Below are 24,107 nucleotides of genomic sequence, written 5' to 3'. Positions count from 1 at the left end.
GAGCGCGATGCATACGCGCGAAATCTTGACCTGAATGGCATTTAACTTTGAACCATGCTTTTTCAGTTTCACGCAGTCGCACGCCAGTTGCCGGACACTCCGAACAGGTGAAGGATGGCTAGCGGGACAATCCTGCGCAGATCACGAGTCCGCGATCACGTCAGGCCCCGAAGACACGATCATGGAGAGAGTGACAAATACCCTCCATCCGCATGTTGACCCAGGACGCGACAACAGAGCGGCGGCCAATGACGTCGGGCAGGGCGGTGCCCAGCACTCACGCGTCGACAACACGCTAATCAGGCTCGTCGCCGTGGCCGACAGTTGTCCTGCCCGCCTCCGGGCCCCAGGTGAGCAGGCCCGTCCGCCCAGGCGCCGTACCCGCCCCGCTCCCGATCAGTCACGCCCTGCTCTGCATATCGCCCGGGGGCGTGCAGATACTCCGGGCGTAGATCCCCGGGAACAACCGTTCCTCAGGGCGAACAGCCATCGGAGGCGACCATGACGAATTTGACTCCCGTCGACCACAAGGTCAAGCACAAGTCGACCATCCCCGCGAACTTCGGCACCGAGATCGAGCTTTTCGTGCGGGAATACAAGGACACCGGATCCGGGGGCACTCCCAAGCCGGTCCTCATGCTCCACGGCAGAAGCGTTCCGGCCCTGCCCGGCTGCGACCTCGTGCTCCCTGCAGACGGCAGTCCCCCGCAGCCGGACACCAGCCTCAGCTGGGCGCAGGCCCTGGCGGGCAAGGGCTACAACGTGTACATCATGGACCTCCAGGGGTCCGGGCTCTCCCCTCGCCCGGAAATGCACGACCCGTGCAACGCCAACCCGGCCCAGCGGAGTCTCCTGAAGACCTACCCGGGTACGGATGACTGCGACCCGACAGCGAACTACCCGTTCCAGCTCGGGAATTCCCAGAGCGAATGGGACGAGCTGGGCACAGTCGTCAAGTTCATCAGGAAGCGGTGCGCCAACGAGAAGGTCGCCTTCATCGGCTGGTCCGCCGCCTCGTTCGTCATGGGCCCGTACGCTCTGCGGAAGCCCGGGGATGTGGCGAGCATGTTCCTTCTCGCGCCCATGTTCCCCCCCCAACGGCCGATGGTCGACGAACATCGCAGACCCCTTCGCTCCGCCTCCCGGAACGCCCCTGCCCACGAAGCCCGAGTCAAAGCCGCCCGCGGTCTTCGGCTTCCCGATGAACCTGACCAGCAAGGCGGGCCTCCAAGCCGGCATCAGTGACAAGGAACTGGCCGACCATGTGTGGCAGGCCATCATGGACTGCGACAGCATCGGCCAGAAGTGGGGCGGCTCGCCCCCGGGGCCACCCGAGGGCGTCATGCGGTGGCGCAATTCCTACTGGTGGGGCTGGAACGAGAGCACCGTGCCGCACGAATCAACGCTCGGCAGCACCGTGCCGGTGTGCATCGTCTACGGGGACCAGGACAGAACGGCCAACACCCCGGAGGAGCTGGGGCCGGTACTGCATTTCTCCGTTCCGAAGCTCTACAAGGCCATCCCGAAGGCCGAGAAGTTGATGTTCCGTGTCGAGGGCTGGGACCACAACCCGGTCTGGGAACGCAAGGCCGCCAAGACCCTGCAGCACATGTCCTGGAAGTGGCTCAAGGACAAGAAGGTCTACGACGTCGAGAGCGGAAGCTGGTTCATGGACGCCGACGGCGTACTGACACAAGTGGATTGAGGCCAATACCGCAGGCGAACACGGACGCACCGGGGCCGGCCGACACCGGGCCCCGGCGCGCGCACGGGTCACTGGTAGCGGTCACCCCACTCCGGGGCTGCTTCCAGCGCTACGACGACTGCGGATGACCAGCCAGGCAACGGAACAGGTCGGCGAGGGCGATGCCGCGCTCTTCCCGACCACCGCCCTTGCCCTGAAGCAGCGCAACGACATGCTGCGCAATCTCAGCGCCATGCCCGCCGCAGCGGGGCCCCCTACCCATTGGGCCCTCACCTTGCCCGAGTTCATGCCCGTGAGGTGATCCCGGGCGCGGCGCCGCCGGGGCCGTATGCGCGTCGATGGCGGTGTCACATGTGGTCGGGGCGGCGGTCCGGACCCGGAACCGGGGACGGCGGGTGCGCTGGTCGCGCGCTCACACTCGGGCGGGCCTGAGGGCCTGAGGGCGTGAGCGAGGGGTGTGGGTGGGGGGTGGGTGCCGGGGCTAGGAAGCGAGGTCTGTGACCCCGGTGGACAGCTCCCGCCCGCCGGGTGAGCGGGGGGAGCGAGCCGGAGCCGTTGCCCTGTGGTGGATCGGTGTCCCCGAACCGGTCAGCGGGAGACCCGTTCCGCCTCTGCGGGTCGCGACGATCTCCGCCGCGATCGACAAGGCGGTCTCCTCGGGCGTACGGCCATTGAGGTCGAGCCCGATGGGTGACCTCAGCCGCGCCAACTCCTCTTCACTCAGGCCCACTTCGCGCAATCTGCGATCCCGGTCGGCGTGGGTACGGCGCGAGCCCATCGCGCCCACGAACGCGACCGGCAGCCGCAGCGCTACCTCCAGCAGGGGGACGTCGAACTTGGCATCGTGTGTGAGGACGCACAGCACGGTCCGGCCGTCGGTCCGGGTGCCCCGCAGATAGCGGTGCGGCCAGTCCACGACGACCTCGTCCGCCTCGGGGAAGCGTGCCGGCGTGGTGAACACCGGCCGGGCGTCGCACACGGTGACGTGATAGCCCAGGAACTTGCCGACCCGCACCAGCGCCGCGGCGAAGTCGACCGCACCGAAGACGATCATCCGCGGCGGAGGCGTGCTCGACTCCACGAGCAGGGTGAGGCCGTCAGGGCAGTGCGAGCCGTCCGGCGACAGCTCCACCGTGCCCGTGCGTCCGGCGTCCAGCGCGGCCAGAGCCTGTGCCGCGGCCGTGCGGTCGAGGTCCTCGTGGAAACCGAGGCCGCCTTCCGTGGAACCGTCGCCGTGGACGAGCAGCGTGGCACCGAGGTGCCCGGCCGGGCCGTCGACGACTCGGGCCATGGCCACCGGCCCGCCCTGGGCCACCACATCCAGGGCGGAGCACAGCAGCGCCCTGACGGGCGTGTCCTCGAGCACGGGCGTGACCATCACGTCGAGAACACCGCCGCAGGTCAGACCGACGGCAAAGGCGTCATCGTCGCTGTAGCCGAAGCGCTCCAGCACGCTCTGCCCGGTCTCCAGCGCCTGCGCACACAGGTCGTAGACCGCGCCCTCGACGCATCCGCCCGACACCGAACCGATCACCGTGCCGGCCCGGTCGACCGCGAGGGTCGCACCGGGGCCCCGTGGGGCGCTGCCGCCGACGGACACGACGGTGGCGACGGCGACATCACGCCCCTCGGCCAGCCAGCCCTTCAGCTCCGGCAGCAGGTCAAGCATCGCTGCCTGCCGTCAGGACGCGGTCCGGGCGGATGGGCAGACTGCGGTGCCGTACGCCGGTGGCGTGCCAGACCGCGTTGGCGATGGCGGCCGCGGCGCCGACGATGCCCACCTCGCCGATGCCTTTGATGCCGACCGGGTCGTCGGGGTCGGTGTCGTCCACCCAGTCCGCCTCGATGCGCGGGACGTCGGCGTGGGTGGCCACGTGATAACCGGCCAGGTCGGCGCCGACGGGCCCGCCGAAGGCCGGGTCGCGCACGGCTTCCTCGTGCAGGGCCATGGAGATGCCCCAGATCATGCCGCCGGTGAACTGGCCGCGTGCGGTCAGCGGATTCACGATGCGGCCGGCGGCGAAGATGCCGAGCATGCGTCGTACACGCACCTCACCCGTGGCCGGATCCACGGCCACCTCGGCGAACTGGGCGCCGTAGGAGTGCCGTTCCATGTTCGCGAGCGCGGCGATCTGCGCGGTGGTGTCCGAGCGTGCGGTGATCCCTTCGGCGGGGATCGCCATGCCGGGGACGAGTCGTTCCCGCAGCTCGCGGGCGGCCGCGATGATCGCCATGGACCAGGAGCGGGTGCCCATCGAACCGCCCGCGATCATCGCGAAGCCGAACTCGCTGTCCCCGATCCGCACGCTCACCCGCTCCGGTACGACGTCGAGGGCGTCGGCCGCGACGAGCGTGAGCGCGGTCCGCGCGCCGGTGCCGATGTCGGCCGCCGATATCCGCACAGTGAAACGGCCGTCGGCCTCGGCGGTGATGGCGGCGGTGGAGGGGGCGGCGCCCGCGGGGAAGGACGCGGCGGCGGTGCCGGTGCCCAGCAGCCACCGGCCCTCACGCCGCACACCCGGCCGCGGATCGCGCTCCGTCCAGCCGAAACGGCGAGCGCCCTCCTCGAAGCAGGCGCGCAGGTTGCGCTTGGCGAAGGGCAGGCCGGAGACGGGGCCCTTGTCGGGTTCGTTGCGCAGGCGCAGCTCGATCGGATCGATCCCGCACTTCTCGGCGAGTTCGTCGAGCGCGGACTCCAGCGCGAAGGCTCCCGGAGCCTCACCGGGCGCGCGCATGAAGGTGGGGCTGGGCACGTCGAGGCGTACGACGCGGTTCTCGGTGTGGTGGGCGTAGGCGTCGTACATCACCCGCGCCACCCCGGCGCTCGGCTCGACGAACTCGTACACGGTGGCGGTGCGGCTGACCGAGCGGTGGTCCAGGGCACGCAGCCGCCCGTCGGCGTCGGCTCCGAGCCTGACCCGCTGGACGGTGGGGCTGCGGTGCCCGGCCAAGGCGAACATCTGGGGCCGGGTCAGAGCGACGCGCACCGGCCGCTGGAGGATCGTCGCAGCCATCACGGCCGCCACCTGGTGGGCGCGTACGCCCTTGCTGCCGAAGCCACCGCCGACGTGCTCCGAACGCACCCGCACCGACGCGGGATCCAGCGAGAACAGATTCGCCAGCTCGCCGACGACCCAGGTGGCGCCCTGGTTGGAGTCGACCACCTCCAGCCGGCCGTCCTCCCAGCGGGCGGTCGCCGCGTGGGGCTCCATGGGGTGGTGGTGTTCCTCCGGAGTGGTGTACTCCTCGTCCACGACGGCTGCTGACGTAGCCAGTTCGGCTTCCAGGTCGCCCTTGTCCGTCACTCCCGGCATGTGGCCGTCCACGGGATAGGAGTCCGGGTGCTCGCCGGTGAAGTCGACGTCGTGCGGCAGCGGTTCGTACTCGACGACCAGAGCCTCGGCCGCCTCCCGCGCCTGCTCGGGCGTCTCCGCGACGACAAGGGCCACCGGCCAGCCCAGGTGGGGCACGGTGTCGTTCTGGAAGACGGCGCAGGTGGGGTCGGGCCTGATGCCCAGCAGGCCGACGTAGTCGGTCTCCAGGCGCGGGGCGCTGCGGTGGTCCAGGACGGCGACGACGCCGGGCATCTCGAGGACGGGAGCGCTGGCGATGTCGCGGATGCGGCCGCGCGCCACCGTGGACAACACCAGCCATCCGTAGGCGAGTTCGGTGAACGGTATGTCGCCCGCGTAGCGTGCCGCGCCGGTGACCTTGTCCCGGCCCTCCACCCGGACGTGACCGGTGCCGACCGCGCGTACGGCGGCTGATTGCGCGGTGGTGGTCATCGCGCGGCCTCCTCGGCGAGCTCGCTCAGCACGGCCACGGTCAGGTTGCGCATCAGGGTCACCTTGTATCCGTTGTGCGTCAGCGGCCGGGCCGCGGCGAGTTCGGCTTCGGCGGCGGCCGCGTACGTCTCGGCCGTGGCGGGCGCCCCGATGAGGACCCGCTCCGCGGTGTGTGCGCGCCATGGCCGGGAGGCGACCGCGCCGAACGCCAGGCGTGCGTCGTGCACGACCCCGTCGCGGATGTCGAGCGCGGCCGCGACCGAACCGATGGCGAAGGCGTAGGAGGCGCGCTCGCGCACCTTCCGGTACCTGGAGCGGGCCGCGACCGGCACCGGAGGCAGGGAGACGCCCGTGATCAGCGCGCCCGCCGGCAGGGCCGTCTCGCGGTGCGGGGTCCCGGCAACGGGAAGATACAGCTGACCGATCGGCAACTCGCCCTGCCCGTCTGCGGTTTCGTAATGCAGGATGGCGTCGAGGGCGGTCAGGGCAACGGCCATGTCCGAGGGGTGTACGGCCACACACGTCTCGGACGCGCCGAGGATGGCGTGGTTGTGGTGCTCGCCGCTGATGGCCGGGCAGCCGCTGCCGGGTTCACGCTTGTTGCACGGCTTGGTCGTGTCGGTGAAGTAGGCGCAGCGGGTGCGCTGGAGGAGGTTGCCGCCGACCGTGGCCATGTTGCGCAGCTGGCCGGAGGCACCGGCGAGCACCGCCTGGGCCAGCATCGGGTAGTGGCCGCGGACTTCGGGGTGGGCGGCGAGGTCGCTGTTGGTGGCCGTCGCGCCGACGCGCAGTCCGCCGCCGGGGGCCGGTTCGATGCGGTCCAGGGGCAGTTCCCGTACGTCGACGAGGCGGGCGGGGCGTTCCACGCCGCTCTTCATCAGATCGACCAGGTTGGTGCCGCCGGCGAGGTAGCGTGCGTCCGGATCGTCGTCGAGGAGGGCGACGGCACCCGAGACGTCGGGGGCCCTTCGGTAGTCGAACTCCCTCATGCGGCGGCCTCCCTGGACTGTGCCGGCACGTCCCCAGCTGACGGGGCGTCGGTCTCGGCGGCTCGCGCGACGGCTTCGACGATCGAGGTGTAGGCGCTGCAGCGACACAGGTTGCCGCTCATCCGCTCACGTATCTCGTCCGGGGTCAGCGGCGGCGGCCCAGCCTCAGGACGCACGTCGTCGGAAGCGGCGCTCGGCCATCCGGCCGCGTGCTCCGCGAGCATGCCGATCGCCGAACAGATCTGTCCGGGGGTGCAGTAACCGCACTGGTATCCGTCGAGTTCGAGGAACGCCTGCTGCACCGGATGCAGGTGGTCGCCGTCCGCGACGCCCTCGATGGTGGTGATCTCACGCCCTTCGGTCGCGACCGCGAGTTGCAGACAGGCGACCGTCCTGCGGCCGTCCACCAGAACGGTGCAGGCACCGCACTGCCCCTGGTCGCAGCCCTTCTTGGTGCCGGTCAGATCGAGTCGCTCGCGCAGGGCGTCGAGCAGGGTGGTGCGGTGGTCGACGGGCAGCGTGTGCTTCTCGCCGTTGATGTGCAGGGTGATGACGCTGGACGTCGATAAGGCCATGAGCAACTTCCTTCAGGCATTCGGTACTTGCGGGGGGCCGCCGGAGCTTCGGGCAGGTACGGGGCCCGGGCGGCGCCGTCTCGGCTACCAGGGGTGCGCTTCGCCGTGAGGGTGCGCCGGTGGTGCGCGGCATCGCTGGTGATCGGGGGGCGCTTGTCGTCAGTGGGGGGCGTGATGGTGGTTCGCTCGTGCTTGTGGGGGCGCCTGGAGTGCATGAGGTACACGGCGGGAGATGAACATCGCGAACGGCGGCAGAGGACTGACGTGCCTGTCGCGTCCGGAGCTAGAGTGGACCCCAACCGGACACCTGTCCGCTACCCGGAAAACGTAACGGACAGTTGTCCGCTTGGCAAGGGTGCGCTCCTGCCACGTGCCTCAAGGAGTGACGGTGCAGCACAGAAAAGACAGCCCTCTGCGCTCGGACGCGCAACGCAACCGTGAACGCATCCTGTGCGTCGCCCTCACCGAACTGACGCAGTGCCCGGACGTGCCCCTCAGCGCCATCGCCAAGAAGGCGGGGGTCGGCCAGGGCACGTTCTACCGCAACTTCCCCAACCGCGAGACCCTGGTCCTGGAGATCTACCGCCACGAGATGCAGCAGGTCGCCGACAGCGCGACGCAACTGCTCCAGGAACTGCCGCCGCACCAGGCCCTGCGCACCTGGATGGACCGACTGGCCGAGTTCGCCATGACCAAGGCGGGCCTGGCCGACGCGATCCGCCTCGCCACCAGTGCACCAGGGGGCCCGGCGAAACCCTCCCCCACACCTGTCACCGAGGCAGCCGAACTCCTGCTCCGCGCAGCCGAGGAGGCAGGCACCATCCGCCCAGGAGTCACCGCCGACGACTTCGTCCTCGCCATCGCCGGCCTGTGGCAGATGACCCCGACCAAGGACTGGCGACCGCGCGCTGCACGGCTTCTCGACCTGGTCATGGACGGGTTGCGGACGGGTGCGGCGCGGCCGTGAAGGTCAGCGTCGTGTGACCGCACGCCACCGTCGACCGGACGTGCTGTTTCAAGACCGCTTCCGAGGTACGGCACATCGGCCACCTCCTCTCGACAGCGACCGCGACCATCGCGAGCCGTCGCGATGCGCACGCGGTGGATCCGCGAGTCGCCGATGCAAGTGCGAGAGGAGGTGAGACCTATGCGGGAGTGGGTCGCGGCTGCGGGGCGGCTGCCTCTGGTGGGCCTCTTCCCAGTGCGGGTGGCAGACCAACGGTCTGCCACCCGTGGCCGGATGGGCACGGCGGTCCGACCCACCGCCCGGCGGCTGACTCATGCGATCATGCGTGCGACTCTCGATCGACCAGTGCATAGTCAACTGATCAGACGGTGAGACGGTGGAGCGAATCGCGCCATCGGGCAATCGAGCTTTTCGAGAAAGGGAGTGGGTTGTGAGCGGGGCTGGGGGGCGGGACGGGTCATCTGTGCCCGAAGACGGGTCATCTGTGCCTGAAGAGGAGTGGGAGCGGTTCCTGCATGAATCGGTGACGGGTGCGGCCGGGGCGCCCGTGGAGCCGTCGGCGCGCGCTCGTGGGGTGGAACGGCGGCTGCGCGAGCGGTCCGGGCAGCCGGAAGGCTGGCGTACGTACTCACCGGCGCGGCCCCGGCGCAGGACAGGCTGGTACGTGACCGGGCTGGTGGCGGCCGTGGCCCTCCTGGTGGTGGGACTCTTTCCCCAACAGGTCGTCAGCTGGTTCGGCGGCAACGAGGGCGGGCAGGACGGGGAGCCGTTGGCTGCCGAATCAGAACGCCCGCAGGAGGCGCCCGGCGCCGAGCCGGCTCTGCACCCCACCCTCGCCGAGCCCTTCCGGGGTTCGCCTGCCGCCCGCTGGGCCGACGGAGCGGCAGGGATCACGGTGCCACCGGCCAAAGCGACCGGCTGGATGGACGCCGCCCAGGTCGAGCAGGCACTGCGGCGGAGCCGGGACTTCCTGGCGGCCGCGGGACTCGACTCCCGCGTGCTGCGCGGCGAGAGGCCCACGAAGGCGATCGCGCTGCTGAACCCGCACCAGAAGGACGTCCAGGAGTATCTGCGTACCGCCCTGTCGTCGACGGCGCCCACTCCCGAGACCGACCCGCTGCTGCTGTTCAGCCGCTTCCGGCCGGCACAGGCCCAGCTGGTCGGTGACGTGGTCAAGACACGCGGCCGACTCGCGTACGAGGAGGGAGAACGGGGGGCGCTCGAGGTGACGGCTGACGTCACCTTCGTGTACCCGGTCACCCCGGCCGGCGACGGCGGGCGGGGCGCCGAGGTCGTCCGTACGATCGTGCGACGCGAGGTGGTGATGAACTGGGACGATCCGGCCAAGGTCATCACCGAACCGGGCACGATGTCTCTCGTCTCGTACACGCTCGACATGACCAACGGCGGATGCTCCGCCCCGACTGGCTACTTCGAGCCGCCCTTCGGCACAGCCGACGAGCAGCCCGACGAGGCCAAGCAGGTCGACCCGTACGACCGCAGCAAGCCGATCGAAACGGGCGACGGCACGACGGCCACGGACAACGACTGCGCAACCGCCACCCGCTCATGAAGCCTGCGTCAAGAGGCAGGTGCCGGCTCAACTTCATGAAGGGCAAGGCCAGCCCCCGGCCCCCCGGGCCAGTACCCCACTAGCCCCTGTATGTGTCCTCCGGCTGCTGGGCTCGGAGGCACATGCGTTGTGCCGGCGGCAGCAGCGCGGATGTTGAGGAGACTGTGGGCAGCCGGAAGTCATGTCCGCGACCCGTTGCATCCCGTGGGTGATCTGTCTGCCCCCGAGTGCTCTGACCAGGCACCCAGCACTCCAGGGCTCTGCTCGACGTTCTCCTGGCAGAACTGCGTGGACGGCTCCTGCGTGTCCTACTGAGGTCGGCCCCGGCTGTCGTCGGCATCGTCGAGCAAGGCGATGCGAGCAGTGATGCGTTTGCCGACCGGCTCTCGCTGGGCTTCGAGGCCTTCGGCGACGGCCATGACGATCTCCAGGCCGTGCTGGCCGACGCGGCCGGCATCTGCGGCCCGGGCAACGGGCAGGACTGGGTCGGAGTCCCACACCACGATCTCCACAGCCTGCCCAGTGATGCTCAGATGCATCAGCACCGGCCCGGGAGCGTATTTGCAGGCATTGGTCACCAGCTCACTGACAACCAACTGCGTGAGCTCCACGACGCGCCGCGAAACCGGCACCGCGCACCGACCGCACCGCTCCTGTACCCGGGACAGGAAATCCGCGGCCAGATGACGGGCCTCGGCGATCGTCGCGCCGCCGCCTTCCAACGCCACCGTGGTCTGCAAGGAAGAACACCCGCCGTGAGCGCCGCCGTCCTCACCCAGCGGCGCCGCTTCCCTTACCAATGCCGTAGCTCCCCGTTCACACGCCGCGCCTACCCAGTCGGGCCCGATTGACTCCCCCGCATACGGTGACGCCGCGATGGCCCACTGTGGCTCCACTACCCGCAGGGTTCACTCCAACAATGTGGAGCCGCTTGGGCCCCCGATTGGGGCGTGCCAGGATCACCGGCATGGCTGATGAGGAAATTGGCACGCTCCGAGCCCCGTCCTGCTGGACGCGACCCGCCCCGACGCCGTCTGCACCACGACGTCCTCGAACTGGCCACGCCCCTGCCCGCGTTCACCGCGGACCGCGTCGACCCTGCTCGGTGATGCGGCGCACGCCATGAACCCGCACCTCGGCCAGGGCGCTTGCCAGGCCCTTGAGGACGCGGCCACCCTGGCCGGCGCACGCGCCGGAGAGCCCACCGTCGAATCCGCACTGGCTCGTTACGACGCCGAGCGCCGCCCGCGCAGCCAGTCCGTCGCACGTGCCGCCCGCCAGGCCGGTCGTCCGGGCCAGCAGCTCAGTCGCTCTCTGGCCGTCGCCGTACGCAGCACAGCCCTGCGGCTTGTCCCCTCCCGCGCGGCCGTTCACGCCATTCTGCGCCAAGCTGGTTGCACACCACCGAACCTAAGCTGACGACACCAGAGCCGCCCGACGGAACGGATGCTGCGTTCCCGATTCACCCGCCCGGAACTTCATCGCAGGGCTGCGCATCATGGTCGGCACCCGGCCCCGCCGGGCGTTGCGTGCAGGACGGCGCCGAACGGTCGCACACCGGATCGGTGGCGGGCAGGGCAGCCGGGGATCGCAGGGGGACGCCGTTCGAGCGCAGCACTTCGCGAACGTCCAGGATCAGAGGGAAGACTTCGTGATTGCGGTCCTCGCCGTGCTCGTCCCACGCTCGCTGCTCCGCTTCGACGGCCATGCGGTCCTCGGCGAATACACGTTCGGTGAAGCGTCTGATGAATGGCCAGGCCAGGTTCAGAGCGCCACGCATCCTGGGCTTTTCGATCATGAGCAGGCCGTAGGTGTGACAGGTGCGCTGCTCGGCGTCTTCGGGCACGTACGCGGCCCAGAGGGAGAAGGCCGGGCGTGGTGCGCCCTCAGGCACGAGGTCGAGAGTCTGGTACGGGTAACGGGTGCGGATGGTCATGACGTCGCGGGAGGTGCTGCCACCGATGCCCTCGGCAGCCAGCAGGCTGGCACCACGGTTCCTCTTTCCCCCGGTATGAGTGAACAGATACCGTGCCTCCACCGACTGCGCCCCGGTGTGAAATCCGAGCAGCTCGGGGTGGAGCCTGCCGACGACGCCCCGGTGCAGGAACTGATGGTTCATGTCGAGCAGGTTCTCGTGCATGAACGAGTAGTGGCAGCGCACCGTCCTCGAGAACGTCATCGTCTTGTAGCGCGGTGAGCCGAACGCCGGCAGCTCTGGCAATGCCGTGTCATCCGCCTTCTGCGGTGCGCCCGGAAAGACGAACACCAGCCCGTACGCCTCGCGAGCGGGGTACCCGCGCACACCCCGCGGCGGTCGGCCATCGCCTTTGGACAGGTACGGGATCTGCGAGATACGTCCGTCACCGCGATAGGCCCACGCGTGGTAGCAGCAGCGCAGCAGCTCGCCCTCCACGACACCCATGCTCAGCGGGACCTGCCGGTGTGCACACCGGTCCTCCAGCGCGTGGATGGCTCCACTCGCCCCGCGATAGAGCGCGATGCGCTCACCGGCGAACGTCGTCGCAACCACCCGCCCGCGGCGCACGCTCCTGGACAGTGCCACCGGGTACCAGAAATCGGGATTCGCCCCGACGCGCCTCAGGTCGACCGTGCCGGAACGTGGATGGCGATTCGCCGAAGCCCCACCGTTCCCGGCCGCCGAAGCCGCTGCCCCCGCTTCCTCGGAGTCGGTCTCCGTCATGTCTCTCCTCTCCTCGCACACACCGAGCACCGGCACTAGCAGTCACCTGCTCTGCCAGGCATCTCTGACCCGTCGGCGCATGCGGTAGATGCGTCCCGGCCCAGAACCGTCCTCCTGGGGGCCGCCGGTTGCCCTACCTCCCCGACTTCGGCCCGACCCGGGGAGAGACACAGTCGGACAACACGGCCGGCGGCGCCGCTGGCACGGACCCACGCCGGATTGACGTACGACGGGCGAAGGTGCTCGCCAGAGCCTTTGTCCCAGCGGCGAGGAGACTTCCGTCGTACCGGCGATGGTTGCCTCTGGGCTTGCCGTCCGCGAGCACCTCGTAGAGGACGTCGTCCGGACGGTGGAGGTCCGGCACCACCTCCAGCGGTCTGTCACCGGGTGGATCTGGCGAGACAGGACGCGTGTCCGCGCAGGATCGGCGTCGCGATCCCCTGGCGCCTCCCGGCTTCCTGCGGCTGCGCAAGACGAGGGGATCAGCGCCCCCGGGGATGGAATGGCTGCTGCACCAGACGAGCGGACCAGGACCGTGTGCCGACGTTCCCCGTGGCGTCGCCACACGGCGGCGTCAGGCCCGCCGGGGACGCCGTTCCGGCAGAACACTCCCGTTCGCCCTTCCCCTTCACGTTTCCGCCACCGGCGCGTACTCCCGCTCCTCGAGCCCGAAGGTCCACGCAACGCCCGCTCGCGCTGTCCGCGTCGACGGCGGCACCCGTAGCCAGTAGGTGCGCCGTGACCCGTCCGGCTCGGGGGTGGAGTTGAGAACCTCCACCATGACCACCGGTTCGTCGTCCACCAGGTCGATGCGCCACAGGGTGCCTGTCTCGTCCTGGTGGAGGGGGCGGGCACCCGAGTCCGTCAGGTAGCGGTCGTAGCCGTAGTACTCCAGCATCACGCGCCGAAGTTCGGCGTTCTCCTCGGCTCGGATGCGCTCCGGTGTGAGAGTGGGCAGTTCGGCGAGGAAGGCGGCGGGCACGGGCATGCCGCGCCAGGCGTGCAGGGCGAAGCCGTCCGGGTAGGCCAGGGCCGGGCCGTCGCCCTGGTCGAGTCGGCCGGCCTCGTCGCGGTGCAGGGCCACGGGCCGCTCGGACAGGACCGCCACTCGGGCGTAGGGCCACCACCAGCCGGCGTTGCGGCAGACCGCAGTCAGCGCGTCGAGCGGGCCGCCGACGGTGGGGAACGCGGCGAGCCACGGCGCGTCGTGCTGTCCGAGGACGGCGTCCAGGAGGAGCAGCCGGATCTCGGCGGCTTCCTTGCCGGTGTCCCGGCCGGCGAGTTCCTCGATGACGCCGGTGCGGATGCGGTCCACGAGGGCCTGGGTGGAGTCCCACAACCGTCCGCCTGTCGCCGCCCAGTGCGCGGACCAGCCCTCGGCACCCAACTCGACGTGCAGCGAGCGTCTTTGCTGTGCCCAGGGGGCACTGCGCACCGCGTCCCGTACGCTCGGGCCGCGGTCCGAGAGGTCGTCGCGGATCAGGGTGATCGCCGCTCGCGGCGAACCCACCCACACCACACGCTCCGGTTCGGCGAGTCCCGCGAGCCGGTAGGCCCGGCGAACACCGTCCTCGGCGGCCGCGCGATCGGCTGGGCCGGTCGCCGAGGCCCACGCGCGCCATGGCCCCAGTTCGCCGGAGGCGTTGTTCTCCGCCCCCTGAGTTTCCGCAATGTCGGTCTCGGACTCGACGTTTTTTGTGGTCATTTGCTGCCCCTCCACCCCGGTTCTCTCCACCGTCTGTCTCTCCGCCCTTTGCCGGCTTGTCCCTACCGGCCTTCGCCGTTCAGTCCGCCACGATCCGCACTGATCCGGGCACGTACTCCCGTTGCCGTATCACCCGGTACCAGCCCTTGGGCAGCGCGATCGCCGCGTGCTCCTCGTGGACGACCCGCCCGCCCTGGGGCAGGCGCAGCAGCAATGGGCCGAACGGCCCCGGCTCACGGATCAGTTCGCCCGGACCGACAATCGCGTGGGCGTGGCCGGTGACCTCGCCCAGCGCCAGCACGAGCCGCCCCCGCCCGTCGCGCTGCTCCCTGGGCGCGTGTGCCACATGCGCCGGTACCGCCTCCTCCGTCACCGGCACGATCAGCACGTCTCCCTGTCGGTACATGGCTGTCCCCTCACCGCCGGGTGCACCGCGCACCGGCCTCATGACCACGACCGTAGGCGGCACCACTGACAACGCTCCGAACTCCGCCCCGCCGCACGCTGTTGTCAGTGGCTGTTGGTAGAACTGCCGACATCACAGACCGCACACTCTTCCTCCTCGGGAGCGGCCGCATGACCATCGGTGACCACCTCGACCTGTTCCACGGGCTGCCCGCGCACAACTTTCCGGGCCCGGACGCGACGACGGACGACCTGCCCGAGCCGGACTCCGTCGCCTGGCGGATCACCAGCGACGTGTACGACGCCGACGAGGAGTGGCAGAAGGCGTTCTCCCGGTTCTGCGCAGCCGTCGACACCACTCGGGTGCGGGCGCTGATAGTGGGGGCCTGGCAGGAGGCGTACGACTCCGACCCCTCCCCCGTGATCGAGGCACTGTTGGCCGCCCGGGACCGCTTCCCCGCGCTGCGGGCGCTGTTCCTCGGGGACATGGTGATGGAGGAGTGCGAGATCTCCTGGATCAACCAGACCGACGTGTCTCCGCTTCTCGCCGGGTTCCAGGCGTTGGAGGAGTTCGGTGTGCGGGGCGGGTCGGGGCTGGAGTTCACGGCACTGAGCCACAGCGCGCTGCGTAGGCTCGTCGTGGAGACCGGCGGTCTGCCCGCCGAGGTGGTGCGCGGCATCGGCGCGAGTGACCTGCCCGCCCTGGAGTTCCTCGACCTGTGGCTCGGCACGCCCGACTACGGCGGCGACAGTGAGGCGTCCGACCTGGAGCCGATCCTGTCGGGCGCCCGGCTGCCGCGCCTGCGCCATCTTGCGCTGCGCAACAGTGAGATGCAGGACGCGGTGGCCGCGGCCGTGGCTTCCGCTCCCGTGGTGGAGCGCCTGGAAGTGCTGGATCTGTCCATGGGGGTGCTGACCGACGAGGGAGCCGCCGCGCTGCTGAGCGGTCAGCCTCTGACTCACCTGAGAAAGCTTGACCTGCACCATCACTACCTCAGCCAGGCGGTCGAGGAGCGGGTGCGCCAGACGCTCGAGGCCGCGGGCGTTGAGGTCGACCTCGACCGCAACGACGCGGAGGAGGACACGGAGGACGACGGCACGGTCTGGCGTTACGTCGCGGTGGGCGAGTGAGTACACCTTCCCTGGCCCCGCCGGTTTCCCGGCGCGGCGCGTCGCGTTTCGCCGTGGTCGGCAATCCCGAGAACCGGCGGGTGTCCCTCTTCGCGGACGCGGTGCGCGCGGCCGGTCTGCCCGGCCCGCGCGTCGTCGCATGGGAGGACGTCCTGCGTGGCGGCGGAGCCGACTTCGCCGCGGACGAGATCGTGCGGGTCGACTCCCCCGGCGAGAATCCCGAGGTCGACCGGCTGTTGCGGGGCACCACGGATCCCACCCGGGTCGAGGGCTCGGCCCGCTGGTACGCCCGCTTCACCGCAGCGCTGCGCACCCTGCGCGGCGGCATCCGCCTCGACGACACCGGCGATCTCGCCGTGCTGTTCGACAAACGTGCCTGCCACGGTGTGCTCGACGCGGCAGGTGTGCCGGTACCCGCCTCACCCACCTCAGGTCCGGGTGGGGCCCCGGTGCGCGGCTGGGACGACGTACGGATGCTGGTGCGCGAGCACCGTATGCCCCGGCTGTTCGTCAAGCTGGCTCACGGGTCCTCGGCGTCAGGAGTCCTCGCCGTCGAGACGGGCGCTGGCGGCCGGATCAGGGCCACCACATCCGTCGAGCTCGCCCCGGACGGCACGCTCCACAACTCCCTCCGGGTGCGCCGCTACGACAGCGAGCGGGACGTCGCCACCATCGTCGACGCGCTCGCACCCGACGGACTGCACCTGGAGCGCTGGGTGCCCAAGGCCTCCCAGCAGGGCAGGGCGGCCGACCTGCGCGTCGTCGTGGTGGCCGGCCGGGCCACCCACGCCGTGGTGCGAACCAGCCGTACACCCCTGACCAATCTGCACCTCGGCGGCAGGCGAGGCGACCTCGCCACCGTCCGGCACGCCGTCGGCGGGGCGGGCGGCCGCTGGACCGACGTACTGGAGGTGTGCGAGCGGGCCGCGGCCTGCTTCCCGCGCACCCTGTGCGTCGGCGTGGACCTGCTGCCGGCGATCGGCTGGCGCAGGGCCTTCGTCGGCGAGGTCAACGCCTTCGGGGACCTGCTGCCCCGGCTGACCGGACTGCCCGGCAGCGGGGCGGAAGGCCTGGACACGTACGCCGCGCAGGTGACGGCCGCCCTGCGCGCTCCAGCTGCACCCGGCCCGCTCCACCAGCACAGAACAGGAACATCCCATGCCTGAGCCCGACGTGCAGAGACTTCCCACGCCTGAGCCCGACGTGCACAGGCTCCCCACGCCTGAGCCCGACGTGCGGGAAGGCTCCATGCCCGAGCCCGACATGAACGAGGTCGTCGGCCACGACGACATCCTCCTGGTCACCCTCGACACGCTGCGCCACGACGTGGCCGTCGAGCTGGCGGCCGAGGGGCGTATTCCGAATCTCGCCCGCCACCTGCCCGGCGGCCGCTGGGAGAAGCGTCACGCGCCGGGCAGCTTCACCTACGCCTCACACCAGGCGATCTTCGCGGGTTTCCTGCCCACCCCGGCCGAACCGGGGCCGCACCCGCGGCTGTTCGCGGCGAGCTTCGCCGGAAGCGAGACCACGGCAGACGGCACGTTCGTGTACGACACCCCCGAGTTCGTCTCCGGGCTCGCCCAGCAGGGCTACCGGACCGTCTGCATCGGAGGCGTCGGCTTCTTCAACAAGCAGGGCCCGCTCGGCACCGTACTGCCCGGGCTCTTCCAGGAGGCGCACTGGGAGAGGGAGTTCGGTGTGACCTCGCCGCAGTCCTTCGAGAACCAGGTCGCCTGCGCCGAGAACGTCGTCGCCGAACTCCCGGCGGAGCAGCGGCTGTTCCTCTTCATCAATGTCTCCGCCCTGCACCAGCCGAACTGGTTCCACCTGCCCGGCGCGACCCGTGAGGCCGGTGACACCCGCGAGACGCACGCCGCCGCGCTGGAATACGTCGACCGGCACATCGGCAGGCTCTTCGTCGCCGCCAGTTCCCGCCGCCGCTGCTTCGCGATCGTCTGCTCCGACCACGGCACCGCCTACGGCGACGACGGCTACACCGGTCACCGCCTCGGCCACGAGTCCGTGTGGACCGTGCCGTACGCCCACTTCTTCCTCGACCCAGCCAAGGCCCCGCGATGACCACCGCCCAGCTCACCAGCCCGTACCAGCACTATGTGTACGCCTACCCGCACAAGACCGCCTACCGTCGGCTGTCCGACCGGCCTGCGCTGCGATCCCTGTGGGCGGCGCAGGACAAGAGCGCCTTGGCCCTCTACCTGCACATACCCTTCTGCGAGGTTCGCTGCGGCTTCTGCAACCTGTTCACCCGCATCGGCGCCCCCGACGGCCTGACCGGCGCCTACCTCGACGCCCTTCACCGGCAGGCCGGCGCCGTGCGCGAAGCGCTGGGCGACAGCGAGCCGGTGCGGTTCGCCACCGCTGCCTTCGGCGGAGGCACCCCCACCTTCCTCACCGCGGCCGAGCTGGAACGCCTCTGCGACATCGCCGAGCAGGGCATGGGCGCCGACCTCCGTGCAATCCCGCTGTCCGTCGAGGCCTCCCCCGCCACGGCCACCGCGGACCGTCTCTCGGTCCTGGCCGAGCGCGGCACCACCCGTCTCAGCCTCGGCATCCAGAGCTTCATCGACTCCGAAGCAAGGGCCGCCGTACGCCCGCAGCGCCGCGCCGACGTCGAGGCCGCGCTCGCCCGCATCCGCGACACGGCCATCCGGGTCCTCAACATCGACCTCATCTACGGCATCGACGGCCAGACCGAGCAGACCTGGCTACGGTCCCTGGACGCCGCCCTGGCCTGGCAGCCGGAGGAGCTGTACCTCTACCCGCTCTACGTAAGGCCTTTGACCGGACTCGACCGCCACCGCGCCGCGGACGGCCCCGACCCGGACTGGGACGCCCAGCGGCTGCGCCTGTACCGCGCAGGCCGCGACCATCTCATCGCCCGCGGCTACACCCAGCAGTCGATGCGGATGTTCCGCCGTACCGACGCTCCGCAGCAGGGCGCCGACGACTACGCCTGCCAGAGCGACGGCATGATCGGTCTGGGCTGCGGCGCCCGCTCGTACACGGCCGACCTGCACTACTCCTTCGACTACGCGGTCGGCATGCACGAGATCCGCGGGATCATCGACGACTACGTCGCCACCACCGACTTCGCCCGCGCCGAGGTCGGCTACCGCATGGACCCGCACGAGGCGCGCCGCCGCCACCTGCTGCAGTCCCTCCTCCAGGCCGAGGGCCTGCCCTTCGAGGACTACGAGGCCCGCTTCGGCACCACGCCCCTCGACGACTTCGGCCCGGAACTCCACCGCCTGGCCGACCGGGGCTGGCTGGCCGAGGCGGCCTCCGCGCACCTGCGGCTCACCCCGGAGGGACTCGCCCACTCCGACGCCGTCGGACCCGAGCTGTTCTCCCCCGCCGTCCAGGCCGCCATGGCCGCGTACGAGAAGAAGTGACCGGCCCGCCATGGATCTGACCGTCCTCTACCGCGGCCCGCTCGCCTCCTGCGACTACGACTGCCCCTACTGCCCGTTCGCCAAGCGACGGGACTCCACCGCTCAACTGCGCGCCGACCGGGCCGCCCTGGAACGCTTCGCCCGCTGGGCGGCCGACAGCGACGACCGGTTGTCCCTGCTGTTCACGCCCTGGGGAGAGGGCCTCGTCCGCTCCTGGTACCGGCGCACCCTCGCCGAGTTGTCGCACCTGCCGCACATCCGCCGTGTCGCCATTCAGACCAACCTCAGCTGCCGCACCGACTGGCTGGCCGACGCCGACCCGGAAACCCTTGCGCTGTGGTGCACCTACCACCCGGGCCAGACCCCCTACGACCGCTTCCTGGCCAAGTGCCACGACCTCACCGACCGCGGGGTCCGCTTCAGCGTCGGCGTCGTCGGCCTGCCCGAACACCTGGAGGCGGCCCGCCGCCTGCGCGCCGAGCTACCGGCACATGTGTACGTGTGGATCAACGCAGCCGAGGGCCACACCTACCAGGACGCCGAGGCCGACGACTGGACCGCGCTCGACCCCCTGTTCCCCTACAGCCGCCACCCGCACGCCAGTGCCGGCCTGCCCTGCCGCACCGGAGAATCCGTGATCTCGGTCGACGGTGACGGCACCGTCCGCCGCTGCCACTTCGTCCGAGCCGAACTGGGCAACGTCTACGACGGCTCCTACCGCGCCGCCCTGCGCCCACGCCCCTGCCCGCTCAAGGTCTGCGACTGCCACATCGGGTACGTCCACCTCGAAACCCTCCCGCTCTACGACGTGTTCGCCGGCGGGGTCCTGGAACGTATCCCGGCGCGCCTGGCCGAGGCACAGCCCACCCGGGCCCTGACCATCACGCCCCGAAGCAGCCGCGACGTCGGCTGACCCGTGAGATCGCTCAAGGACCTGCTGCGGTCGCGTTCGGCTCGTTCCGTAAGATCACCGCATGTCCGCTGCCGAACGCATAACCCGGTCGATGCTTTCCCGTCGCCTCAAGCCGATATCCACCCCTCAGCCGATGCCGCGACTGCCCCGGCGGATCTGGTCCGGTGAAGACTGGGAGCGGATCCAGCGCGGCTACGCGGCGCGGGACATGGACGAGAAGTGGAACGTCTTCGCGGAGGGCGAGGTTGTCTTCCTGCACCGAAGCTGGACCGGTCGCGGTGTCTTCGCGGCGACCTTCGCGCCGGTGGATGACGGTGGTTGGCGGATTGCCTCGGCGGTCGTGGAACGCGACCCCCAGCGCTACCGAGGCACGGACGACGACTACGACTGCCTCATGCTCGAGCTGGTGCTCAGTGCCATCGTGCTGGGCGAAGAAGCGCAGGACCTCCGCTCGGAACTGGTCGAGCTGACGCGCCGGGAGTCCGGGGCGGCCGATGCGCCCGCCGGGGTGATTCAGCACAGCGCGTTGGGGCTGCGCTCGGATTCATAGCTGGTCAGACAGAACGGTCGGGCAGTCGTCCGACCCTGGCCGGTCAACCGCAGTACTTGTAGGCCCGAGAAGGCCAGGCATGTGAGCGGTTCGCCACCGCGCCCTTCGGTGCGCTACCCCTGGACAGGCCCCTTCGGGCGTGCTGTCATGCCAACGGCCGGAATTTCCAACGTTGTAGATGCTCGCAGCTTGTGCCTCGCCAGGTGAGACGACGATGTCTCCACGTCGGCTCCGGCTCCTTCCGGAAGGCAGGTCATCCCCATGTCCATCAGCAGACGGGCGCTGCTCGGCGCGGGCTCGTTCTCGTTGGGAGCCGCGGCTCTCGGCACCTCGTTCGCCGGGGCCGCGGCGGCGGCGCCCGCTCCGTCGGCCGAGACCCGCGTACCCGACAAGTTCCACAGGCTTCGGCCGGGCAGCGTCACTGCCCGTGGCTGGCTCGCCGGGCAGCTCCGGCTGCAACTCGGCGGCCTGTGCGGTCGCTTCGAGGCCGGCTCCCACTTCCTGGACTTCTCGACCACCGGCTGGGTGCACCCCGAGCGCAATGCCTGGGAGGAGGTGCCGTACTGGTTGCGGGGCTACATTCCGCTGGCGATCGCCACGCGCGACGCCGGTGCGCTGGCCAGGTCGCGCGAGTGGGTGGACGCCATCCTCGCCACGCAGCAGAGCGACGGGTTCTTCGGGCCGCGGGCCCTACGCTCCTCCCTCAACGGCGGCCCCGACTTCTGGCCCTTCCTGCCGCTGCTGCAAGCCCTGCGGAGCCATGAGGAGTACACCGGCGATCAGCGCGTGGTGCCCTTCCTGGTCCGCTTCCTGCGCTTCATGAACGCCCAGGGGCCGGGCGCCTTCAACACCAGCTGGGTGTCCTTTCGCTGGGGCGACGGACTCGACATCGCCGTATGGCTCTACCGCCGTACGGGTGAGTCGTTCCTGCTCGATCTCGCGGCCAAGATGCACACCCACGGAGCCGACTGGGCCGGCGTCACACCGAGCCGGCACAACGTCAACATCGCGCAGGGATTCCGTGAGCCCGCCCAGTACGCGCAGCTGATCGACTCCGCCGACCTCACCCGGGCGACCTACCGTGCCTACGACACCGTCATGGCCGAGTACGGCAGATTCCCAGGTGGTGGGATGGCCGGGGACGAGAACTACCGGCCCGGTTTCACGGACCCCCGCCAGGGCTTCGAGACCTGCGGCATCGTCGAGTTCATGGCCAGCCACGAGCTGCTGACGCGGATCACCGGGGATCCCGTGTGGGCGGACCGCTGCGAGGACCTGGCGTTCAACATGCTCCCCGCATCCCTCGACCCGCGAGGCACATCAGTCCACTACATCACCAGCGCCAACAGCATCGACCTCGACAACCGGACCAAGACCCAGGGGCAGTTCCAGAACGGCTTCGCCATGCAGGCCTTCCAGGCCGGCGTCGACCAGTACCGCTGCTGCCCCCACAACTACGGCATGGGCTGGCCGTACTTCACCGAGGAACTCTGGCTCGCCACCCCTGACGGAGGCCTCGCCGCTGCGCTCTACGCACCCAACTCGGTCCGTACCCAGGTCGCCGGCGGCACGACCGTGACCGTCACCGAGACCACCGACTACCCCTTCGGGGACACGGTCACCCTCACCGTCTCCACGCCCCGCCCCGTGCGGTTCCCCCTGCACCTGCGCATCCCAGGCTGGTGCCGTGGCCCCGAGCTCCGCGTGAACGGCGCCACGCTCGCGGCCTCGGACGGCCCCTCCTGGGCACACGTGGAACGCACCTGGCGCGAGGGAGACGTCGTCCGCGTCCGCTTCCCCCAGCAGACCCGGCTGCGCGGCTGGCCCGGTCAGCACGGCGCCGTGAGCGTCGAGCGAGGCCCGCTCACGTACTCCCTGGACCTCGGCGAACGCTACGAGCGCATGGGCGGGACGGATCCCTTCCCTGCCTACGAGGTCCACGCCACGGCTCCGTGGAACTACGGCCTGGTCCCGGACACGCAGCTCACCGTCACACTGCCCGGTTCCGGCGTGCCGGACCAGCCCTTCACTCCACAGGCCGCGCCCGTGCGGATCTCAGCGCAGGCCCGGCGCATACCGGAGTGGATCGCAGACGACGAACATGTCGTCGCCCCGCTCCAGAACAGCCCGGCCCGCAGCACCGCACCCGTGGAAACCGTCACCCTCATCCCCTCGGGTGCGGCCCGACTTCGGATCACCTCCTTCCCCACGGCGGCGCCTGACGGCAGGCAGTGGACGCCAGAGCCGCCCTTCCGCCGTCTCGCGAACAAGCACAGCGGTAAGGTCCTGGCAGTGGATGGGATGTCCACGGAGAACAGCGCCCGTGTCGTGCAGTTCGCCAACACCGGTACCGGCGACCACGCCTGGCAGCTCGTCGACAAGGGCGACGGCTGGTGCCTGATCCGCAACGGCCACAGCGGGAAGGTCCTCGGCGTCGACCACATGTCGACGGAGAACAGCGCCGTCGTCGTGCAGTTCGAGGACAACGGAACAGCCGATCATCTCTGGAGGCTGATCGACAACGGCGACGGCTGGTACCGCGTTCTCAACAAGAACAGCAACAAGGTGCTGGGTGTGGACCGCATGTCGACCGCCGACAGCGCGCAAGTGGTCCAGTTCGACGACAACGGCACGGCCGATCACCTCTGGCGCTTCCTGTGAAAGCGTGAGCGCGCCTTGTTGCTTGAGGCGGACGCTGTCCAACCGTCCGAGCGCGCGTGGCCCGCCTCCGCGTCATACCAGGGCTTGCCTGACGCCCAATGCCTGACCCAACGGGCAAATCCCGGCTCAGCCCGTATTCCGGAAGCCGCCTCAGAAGATTTGACGGCCCATCCTCGCCGACCGCCTGTTGCGGCTCTTAGTATCCCACCACTCTTCCAGCAGGGCGCGGACGATGTGAACCAGCTGCTGCAACCGGTCCGGGTGGGGGGCGGGCGAAGTGAACACGTCCACGAAGGACTTGTCGGCCCATGGAAGGGTGACCACCCAGCTTTCGTCCAAGTCGTCAGGTCGCTGCACAGTGAGTCCGAATGTCAACGTCACCGTGCGGTCCGGATGGTGCTCGACGGTCAGTTGAGTGATGTTGAACCCGACTCCGTCAGCGCTGGTGTACGAACGCGCCAGAGCTTGCTCCGTCGGTGTCCGTGCCCCATGCATCTTCCGGCCTTTCGCTTGGAGTGTTTGGCTGTAGTACGCAAGTCTGGCGAGCCGGTATCTCCATCGAAGCCGGGTTCCAGAAATGGTGTACGCATAGCGGCGCCGTAGTCGGCGAGTTGGTGGTGTAGGTCTGCCCCAAGATGCGCCACCAGCCTTCCTGCAGGGTGAGCCAGCACGGGCCCACCGGGATGAAGGCATGGTGGATGCGGGGATGGTCCTCGAGCCAGGTCCGGGTGGACAGGCTGTTGTGACTGGACAGGTTGCTTTTTCCAAGTGCCGTCCACGGTCCAGCGCCGGTGCCGGTGCCGGAGGTAACAGGTCTGCCAACTCACCGAACCTCCTCGAAAGGTCCCTCCAAGGGATGCCGGTCCGCATGCGGAAGAAGATCCGTGGATGACCTGCCGGTGTTCCGTCGACCGGCCGCCTCGACCGGTGTTCTTCGGCAAGTGCGGCTCCGATTGGGCCCATTCGGAGTCGGTCAGATCACCCGCTCCCCATGCCCTTGAACGATCGGTAGTCCAGCTCGTCACTGACCCATC

General features: G+C 69.9%; 20 protein-coding genes and 2 pseudogenes. 13 read left to right on the top strand and 9 right to left on the bottom strand.

Features of this window, described 5'->3' with window-relative positions; genetic code table 11:
• Window positions 1–501: 501 nt before the first annotated feature.
• From ACFY5C_RS26985 to ACFY5C_RS26975, 3 genes are all read left to right on the top strand, one after another.
• Window positions 502–1,245: an alpha/beta hydrolase gene (locus tag ACFY5C_RS26985; RefSeq protein ID WP_389448284.1), complete on the top strand. Its 744-nt coding sequence runs from the start codon at window positions 502–504 to the stop codon at window positions 1,243–1,245.
• Window positions 1,202–1,705: a hypothetical protein gene (locus ACFY5C_RS26980; RefSeq protein WP_389448282.1), complete on the top strand. Its 504-nt coding sequence runs from the start codon at window positions 1,202–1,204 to the stop codon at window positions 1,703–1,705. Before ACFY5C_RS26985 ends, ACFY5C_RS26980 begins: the two co-directional genes overlap by 44 nt.
• A 124-nt stretch (window positions 1,706–1,829) precedes the next feature.
• Window positions 1,830–2,006 (top strand): hypothetical protein, encoded by a 177-nt coding sequence (locus ACFY5C_RS26975; protein ID WP_389448280.1) that lies wholly within the window; start codon window positions 1,830–1,832, stop codon window positions 2,004–2,006.
• A 180-nt stretch (window positions 2,007–2,186) separates the two neighbouring features.
• Here the strand turns inward: ACFY5C_RS26975 and ACFY5C_RS26970 are convergent, their stop codons facing one another.
• Genes ACFY5C_RS26970 through ACFY5C_RS26955 form a run of 4 tightly spaced genes read right to left on the bottom strand, consistent with a single transcriptional unit; the run spans window position 2,187 to window position 7,054 of the window.
• Window positions 2,187–3,374, bottom strand: a complete 1,188-nt coding sequence (locus tag ACFY5C_RS26970; RefSeq protein WP_389448278.1) for an XdhC family protein — start codon at window positions 3,372–3,374, stop codon at window positions 2,187–2,189.
• Window positions 3,367–5,490: a xanthine dehydrogenase family protein molybdopterin-binding subunit gene (locus tag ACFY5C_RS26965; protein ID WP_389448276.1), complete on the bottom strand. Its 2,124-nt coding sequence runs from the start codon at window positions 5,488–5,490 to the stop codon at window positions 3,367–3,369. Before ACFY5C_RS26965 ends, ACFY5C_RS26970 begins: the two co-directional genes overlap by 8 nt.
• Window positions 5,487–6,479 carry an FAD binding domain-containing protein gene (locus ACFY5C_RS26960; protein WP_389448274.1) on the bottom strand — a complete coding sequence of 331 codons (993 nt, stop codon included), beginning with the start codon at window positions 6,477–6,479 and terminating at the stop codon, window positions 5,487–5,489. The genes ACFY5C_RS26965 and ACFY5C_RS26960 overlap by 4 nt, the downstream gene beginning before the upstream one ends.
• Window positions 6,476–7,054 carry a (2Fe-2S)-binding protein gene (locus tag ACFY5C_RS26955; protein WP_389448273.1) on the bottom strand — a complete coding sequence of 193 codons (579 nt, stop codon included), beginning with the start codon at window positions 7,052–7,054 and terminating at the stop codon, window positions 6,476–6,478. Before ACFY5C_RS26955 ends, ACFY5C_RS26960 begins: the two co-directional genes overlap by 4 nt.
• Window positions 7,055–7,442: 388 nt before the next feature.
• Here ACFY5C_RS26955 and ACFY5C_RS26950 point away from each other — a divergent pair, with 388 nt between their 5' ends.
• Both ACFY5C_RS26950 and ACFY5C_RS26945 read left to right on the top strand, forming a co-directional pair.
• Window positions 7,443–8,021, top strand: a complete 579-nt coding sequence (locus ACFY5C_RS26950; protein WP_389448272.1) for a TetR/AcrR family transcriptional regulator — start codon at window positions 7,443–7,445, stop codon at window positions 8,019–8,021.
• A 484-nt stretch (window positions 8,022–8,505) separates the two neighbouring features.
• Complete coding sequence (locus ACFY5C_RS26945) at window positions 8,506–9,594, top strand: hypothetical protein (RefSeq protein WP_389448271.1); 1,089 nt, start codon at window positions 8,506–8,508, stop codon at window positions 9,592–9,594.
• A 308-nt stretch (window positions 9,595–9,902) separates the two neighbouring features.
• Here the strand turns inward: ACFY5C_RS26945 and ACFY5C_RS26940 are convergent, their stop codons facing one another.
• Window positions 9,903–10,334 carry an ATP-binding protein gene (locus tag ACFY5C_RS26940; protein ID WP_389448270.1) on the bottom strand — a complete coding sequence of 144 codons (432 nt, stop codon included), beginning with the start codon at window positions 10,332–10,334 and terminating at the stop codon, window positions 9,903–9,905.
• A gap of 241 nt (window positions 10,335–10,575) precedes the next feature.
• On the opposite strand from ACFY5C_RS26940, the pseudogene ACFY5C_RS26935 reads away from it, so the two are divergent.
• Window positions 10,576–11,013: pseudogene (locus ACFY5C_RS26935) on the top strand (FAD-dependent monooxygenase); the annotation flags it as partial.
• Between the two features lie 43 nt (window positions 11,014–11,056).
• Here the strand turns inward: ACFY5C_RS26935 and ACFY5C_RS26930 are convergent.
• The 3 genes from ACFY5C_RS26930 to ACFY5C_RS26920 form a co-directional block, all read right to left on the bottom strand.
• Entirely contained in the window at window positions 11,057–12,295 is a 1,239-nt protein-coding gene (locus ACFY5C_RS26930; protein ID WP_389448269.1) for a Rieske 2Fe-2S domain-containing protein, read from the bottom strand.
• Between the two features lie 628 nt (window positions 12,296–12,923).
• On the bottom strand, window positions 12,924–14,000 hold the full coding sequence (locus tag ACFY5C_RS26925; protein ID WP_389448268.1) for a DUF6745 domain-containing protein: 1,077 nt from the start codon (window positions 13,998–14,000) through the stop codon (window positions 12,924–12,926).
• A 79-nt stretch (window positions 14,001–14,079) separates the two neighbouring features.
• On the bottom strand, window positions 14,080–14,406 hold the full coding sequence (locus ACFY5C_RS26920) for a hypothetical protein (protein ID WP_107906371.1): 327 nt from the start codon (window positions 14,404–14,406) through the stop codon (window positions 14,080–14,082).
• Window positions 14,407–14,576: 170 nt separating this feature from the next.
• On the opposite strand from ACFY5C_RS26920, the gene ACFY5C_RS26915 reads away from it, so the two are divergent.
• The 7 genes from ACFY5C_RS26915 (at window position 14,577) to ACFY5C_RS26885 (ending at window position 23,073) form a co-directional block, all read left to right on the top strand.
• Entirely contained in the window at window positions 14,577–15,536 is a 960-nt protein-coding gene (locus tag ACFY5C_RS26915) for an STM4015 family protein (protein WP_389448267.1), read from the top strand.
• Entirely contained in the window at window positions 15,533–16,702 is a 1,170-nt protein-coding gene (locus ACFY5C_RS26910) for an STM4014 family protein (RefSeq protein ID WP_389448265.1), read from the top strand. Before ACFY5C_RS26915 ends, ACFY5C_RS26910 begins: the two co-directional genes overlap by 4 nt.
• A 97-nt stretch (window positions 16,703–16,799) precedes the next feature.
• A complete protein-coding gene (locus ACFY5C_RS26905) occupies window positions 16,800–17,615 on the top strand; it encodes an STM4013/SEN3800 family hydrolase (RefSeq protein WP_389448616.1) in 816 nt (271 codons plus the stop codon).
• A complete protein-coding gene (locus ACFY5C_RS26900) occupies window positions 17,612–18,949 on the top strand; it encodes an STM4012 family radical SAM protein (protein WP_389448263.1) in 1,338 nt (445 codons plus the stop codon). The genes ACFY5C_RS26905 and ACFY5C_RS26900 overlap by 4 nt, the downstream gene beginning before the upstream one ends.
• A gap of 10 nt (window positions 18,950–18,959) precedes the next feature.
• Entirely contained in the window at window positions 18,960–19,862 is a 903-nt protein-coding gene (locus ACFY5C_RS26895) for an STM4011 family radical SAM protein (protein WP_389448261.1), read from the top strand.
• Window positions 19,863–19,995: 133 nt separating this feature from the next.
• The gene (locus ACFY5C_RS26890) at window positions 19,996–20,412 is read left to right on the top strand and encodes a hypothetical protein (RefSeq protein ID WP_389448613.1); all 417 of its coding nucleotides are present in this window, start codon (window positions 19,996–19,998) and stop codon (window positions 20,410–20,412) included.
• A 261-nt stretch (window positions 20,413–20,673) separates the two neighbouring features.
• Window positions 20,674–23,073, top strand: coding sequence for a beta-L-arabinofuranosidase domain-containing protein (locus ACFY5C_RS26885; protein WP_389448259.1), 2,400 nt, complete (start codon window positions 20,674–20,676; stop codon window positions 23,071–23,073).
• 758 nt (window positions 23,074–23,831) lie between these two features.
• Here the strand turns inward: ACFY5C_RS26885 and ACFY5C_RS26880 are convergent.
• Window positions 23,832–24,098: pseudogene (locus ACFY5C_RS26880) on the bottom strand (transposase); the annotation flags it as partial.
• Window positions 24,099–24,107 lie beyond the last annotated feature (9 nt).

The organism is Streptomyces sp. NPDC012935, from assembly GCF_042900345.1.
In the GTDB taxonomy this organism is placed as follows: Bacteria; Actinomycetota; Actinomycetes; order Streptomycetales; family Streptomycetaceae; genus Streptomyces.
The sequence above is the reverse complement of the archived record's forward strand: the minus strand, read 5'-3'. Positions and strand labels throughout refer to the sequence as shown.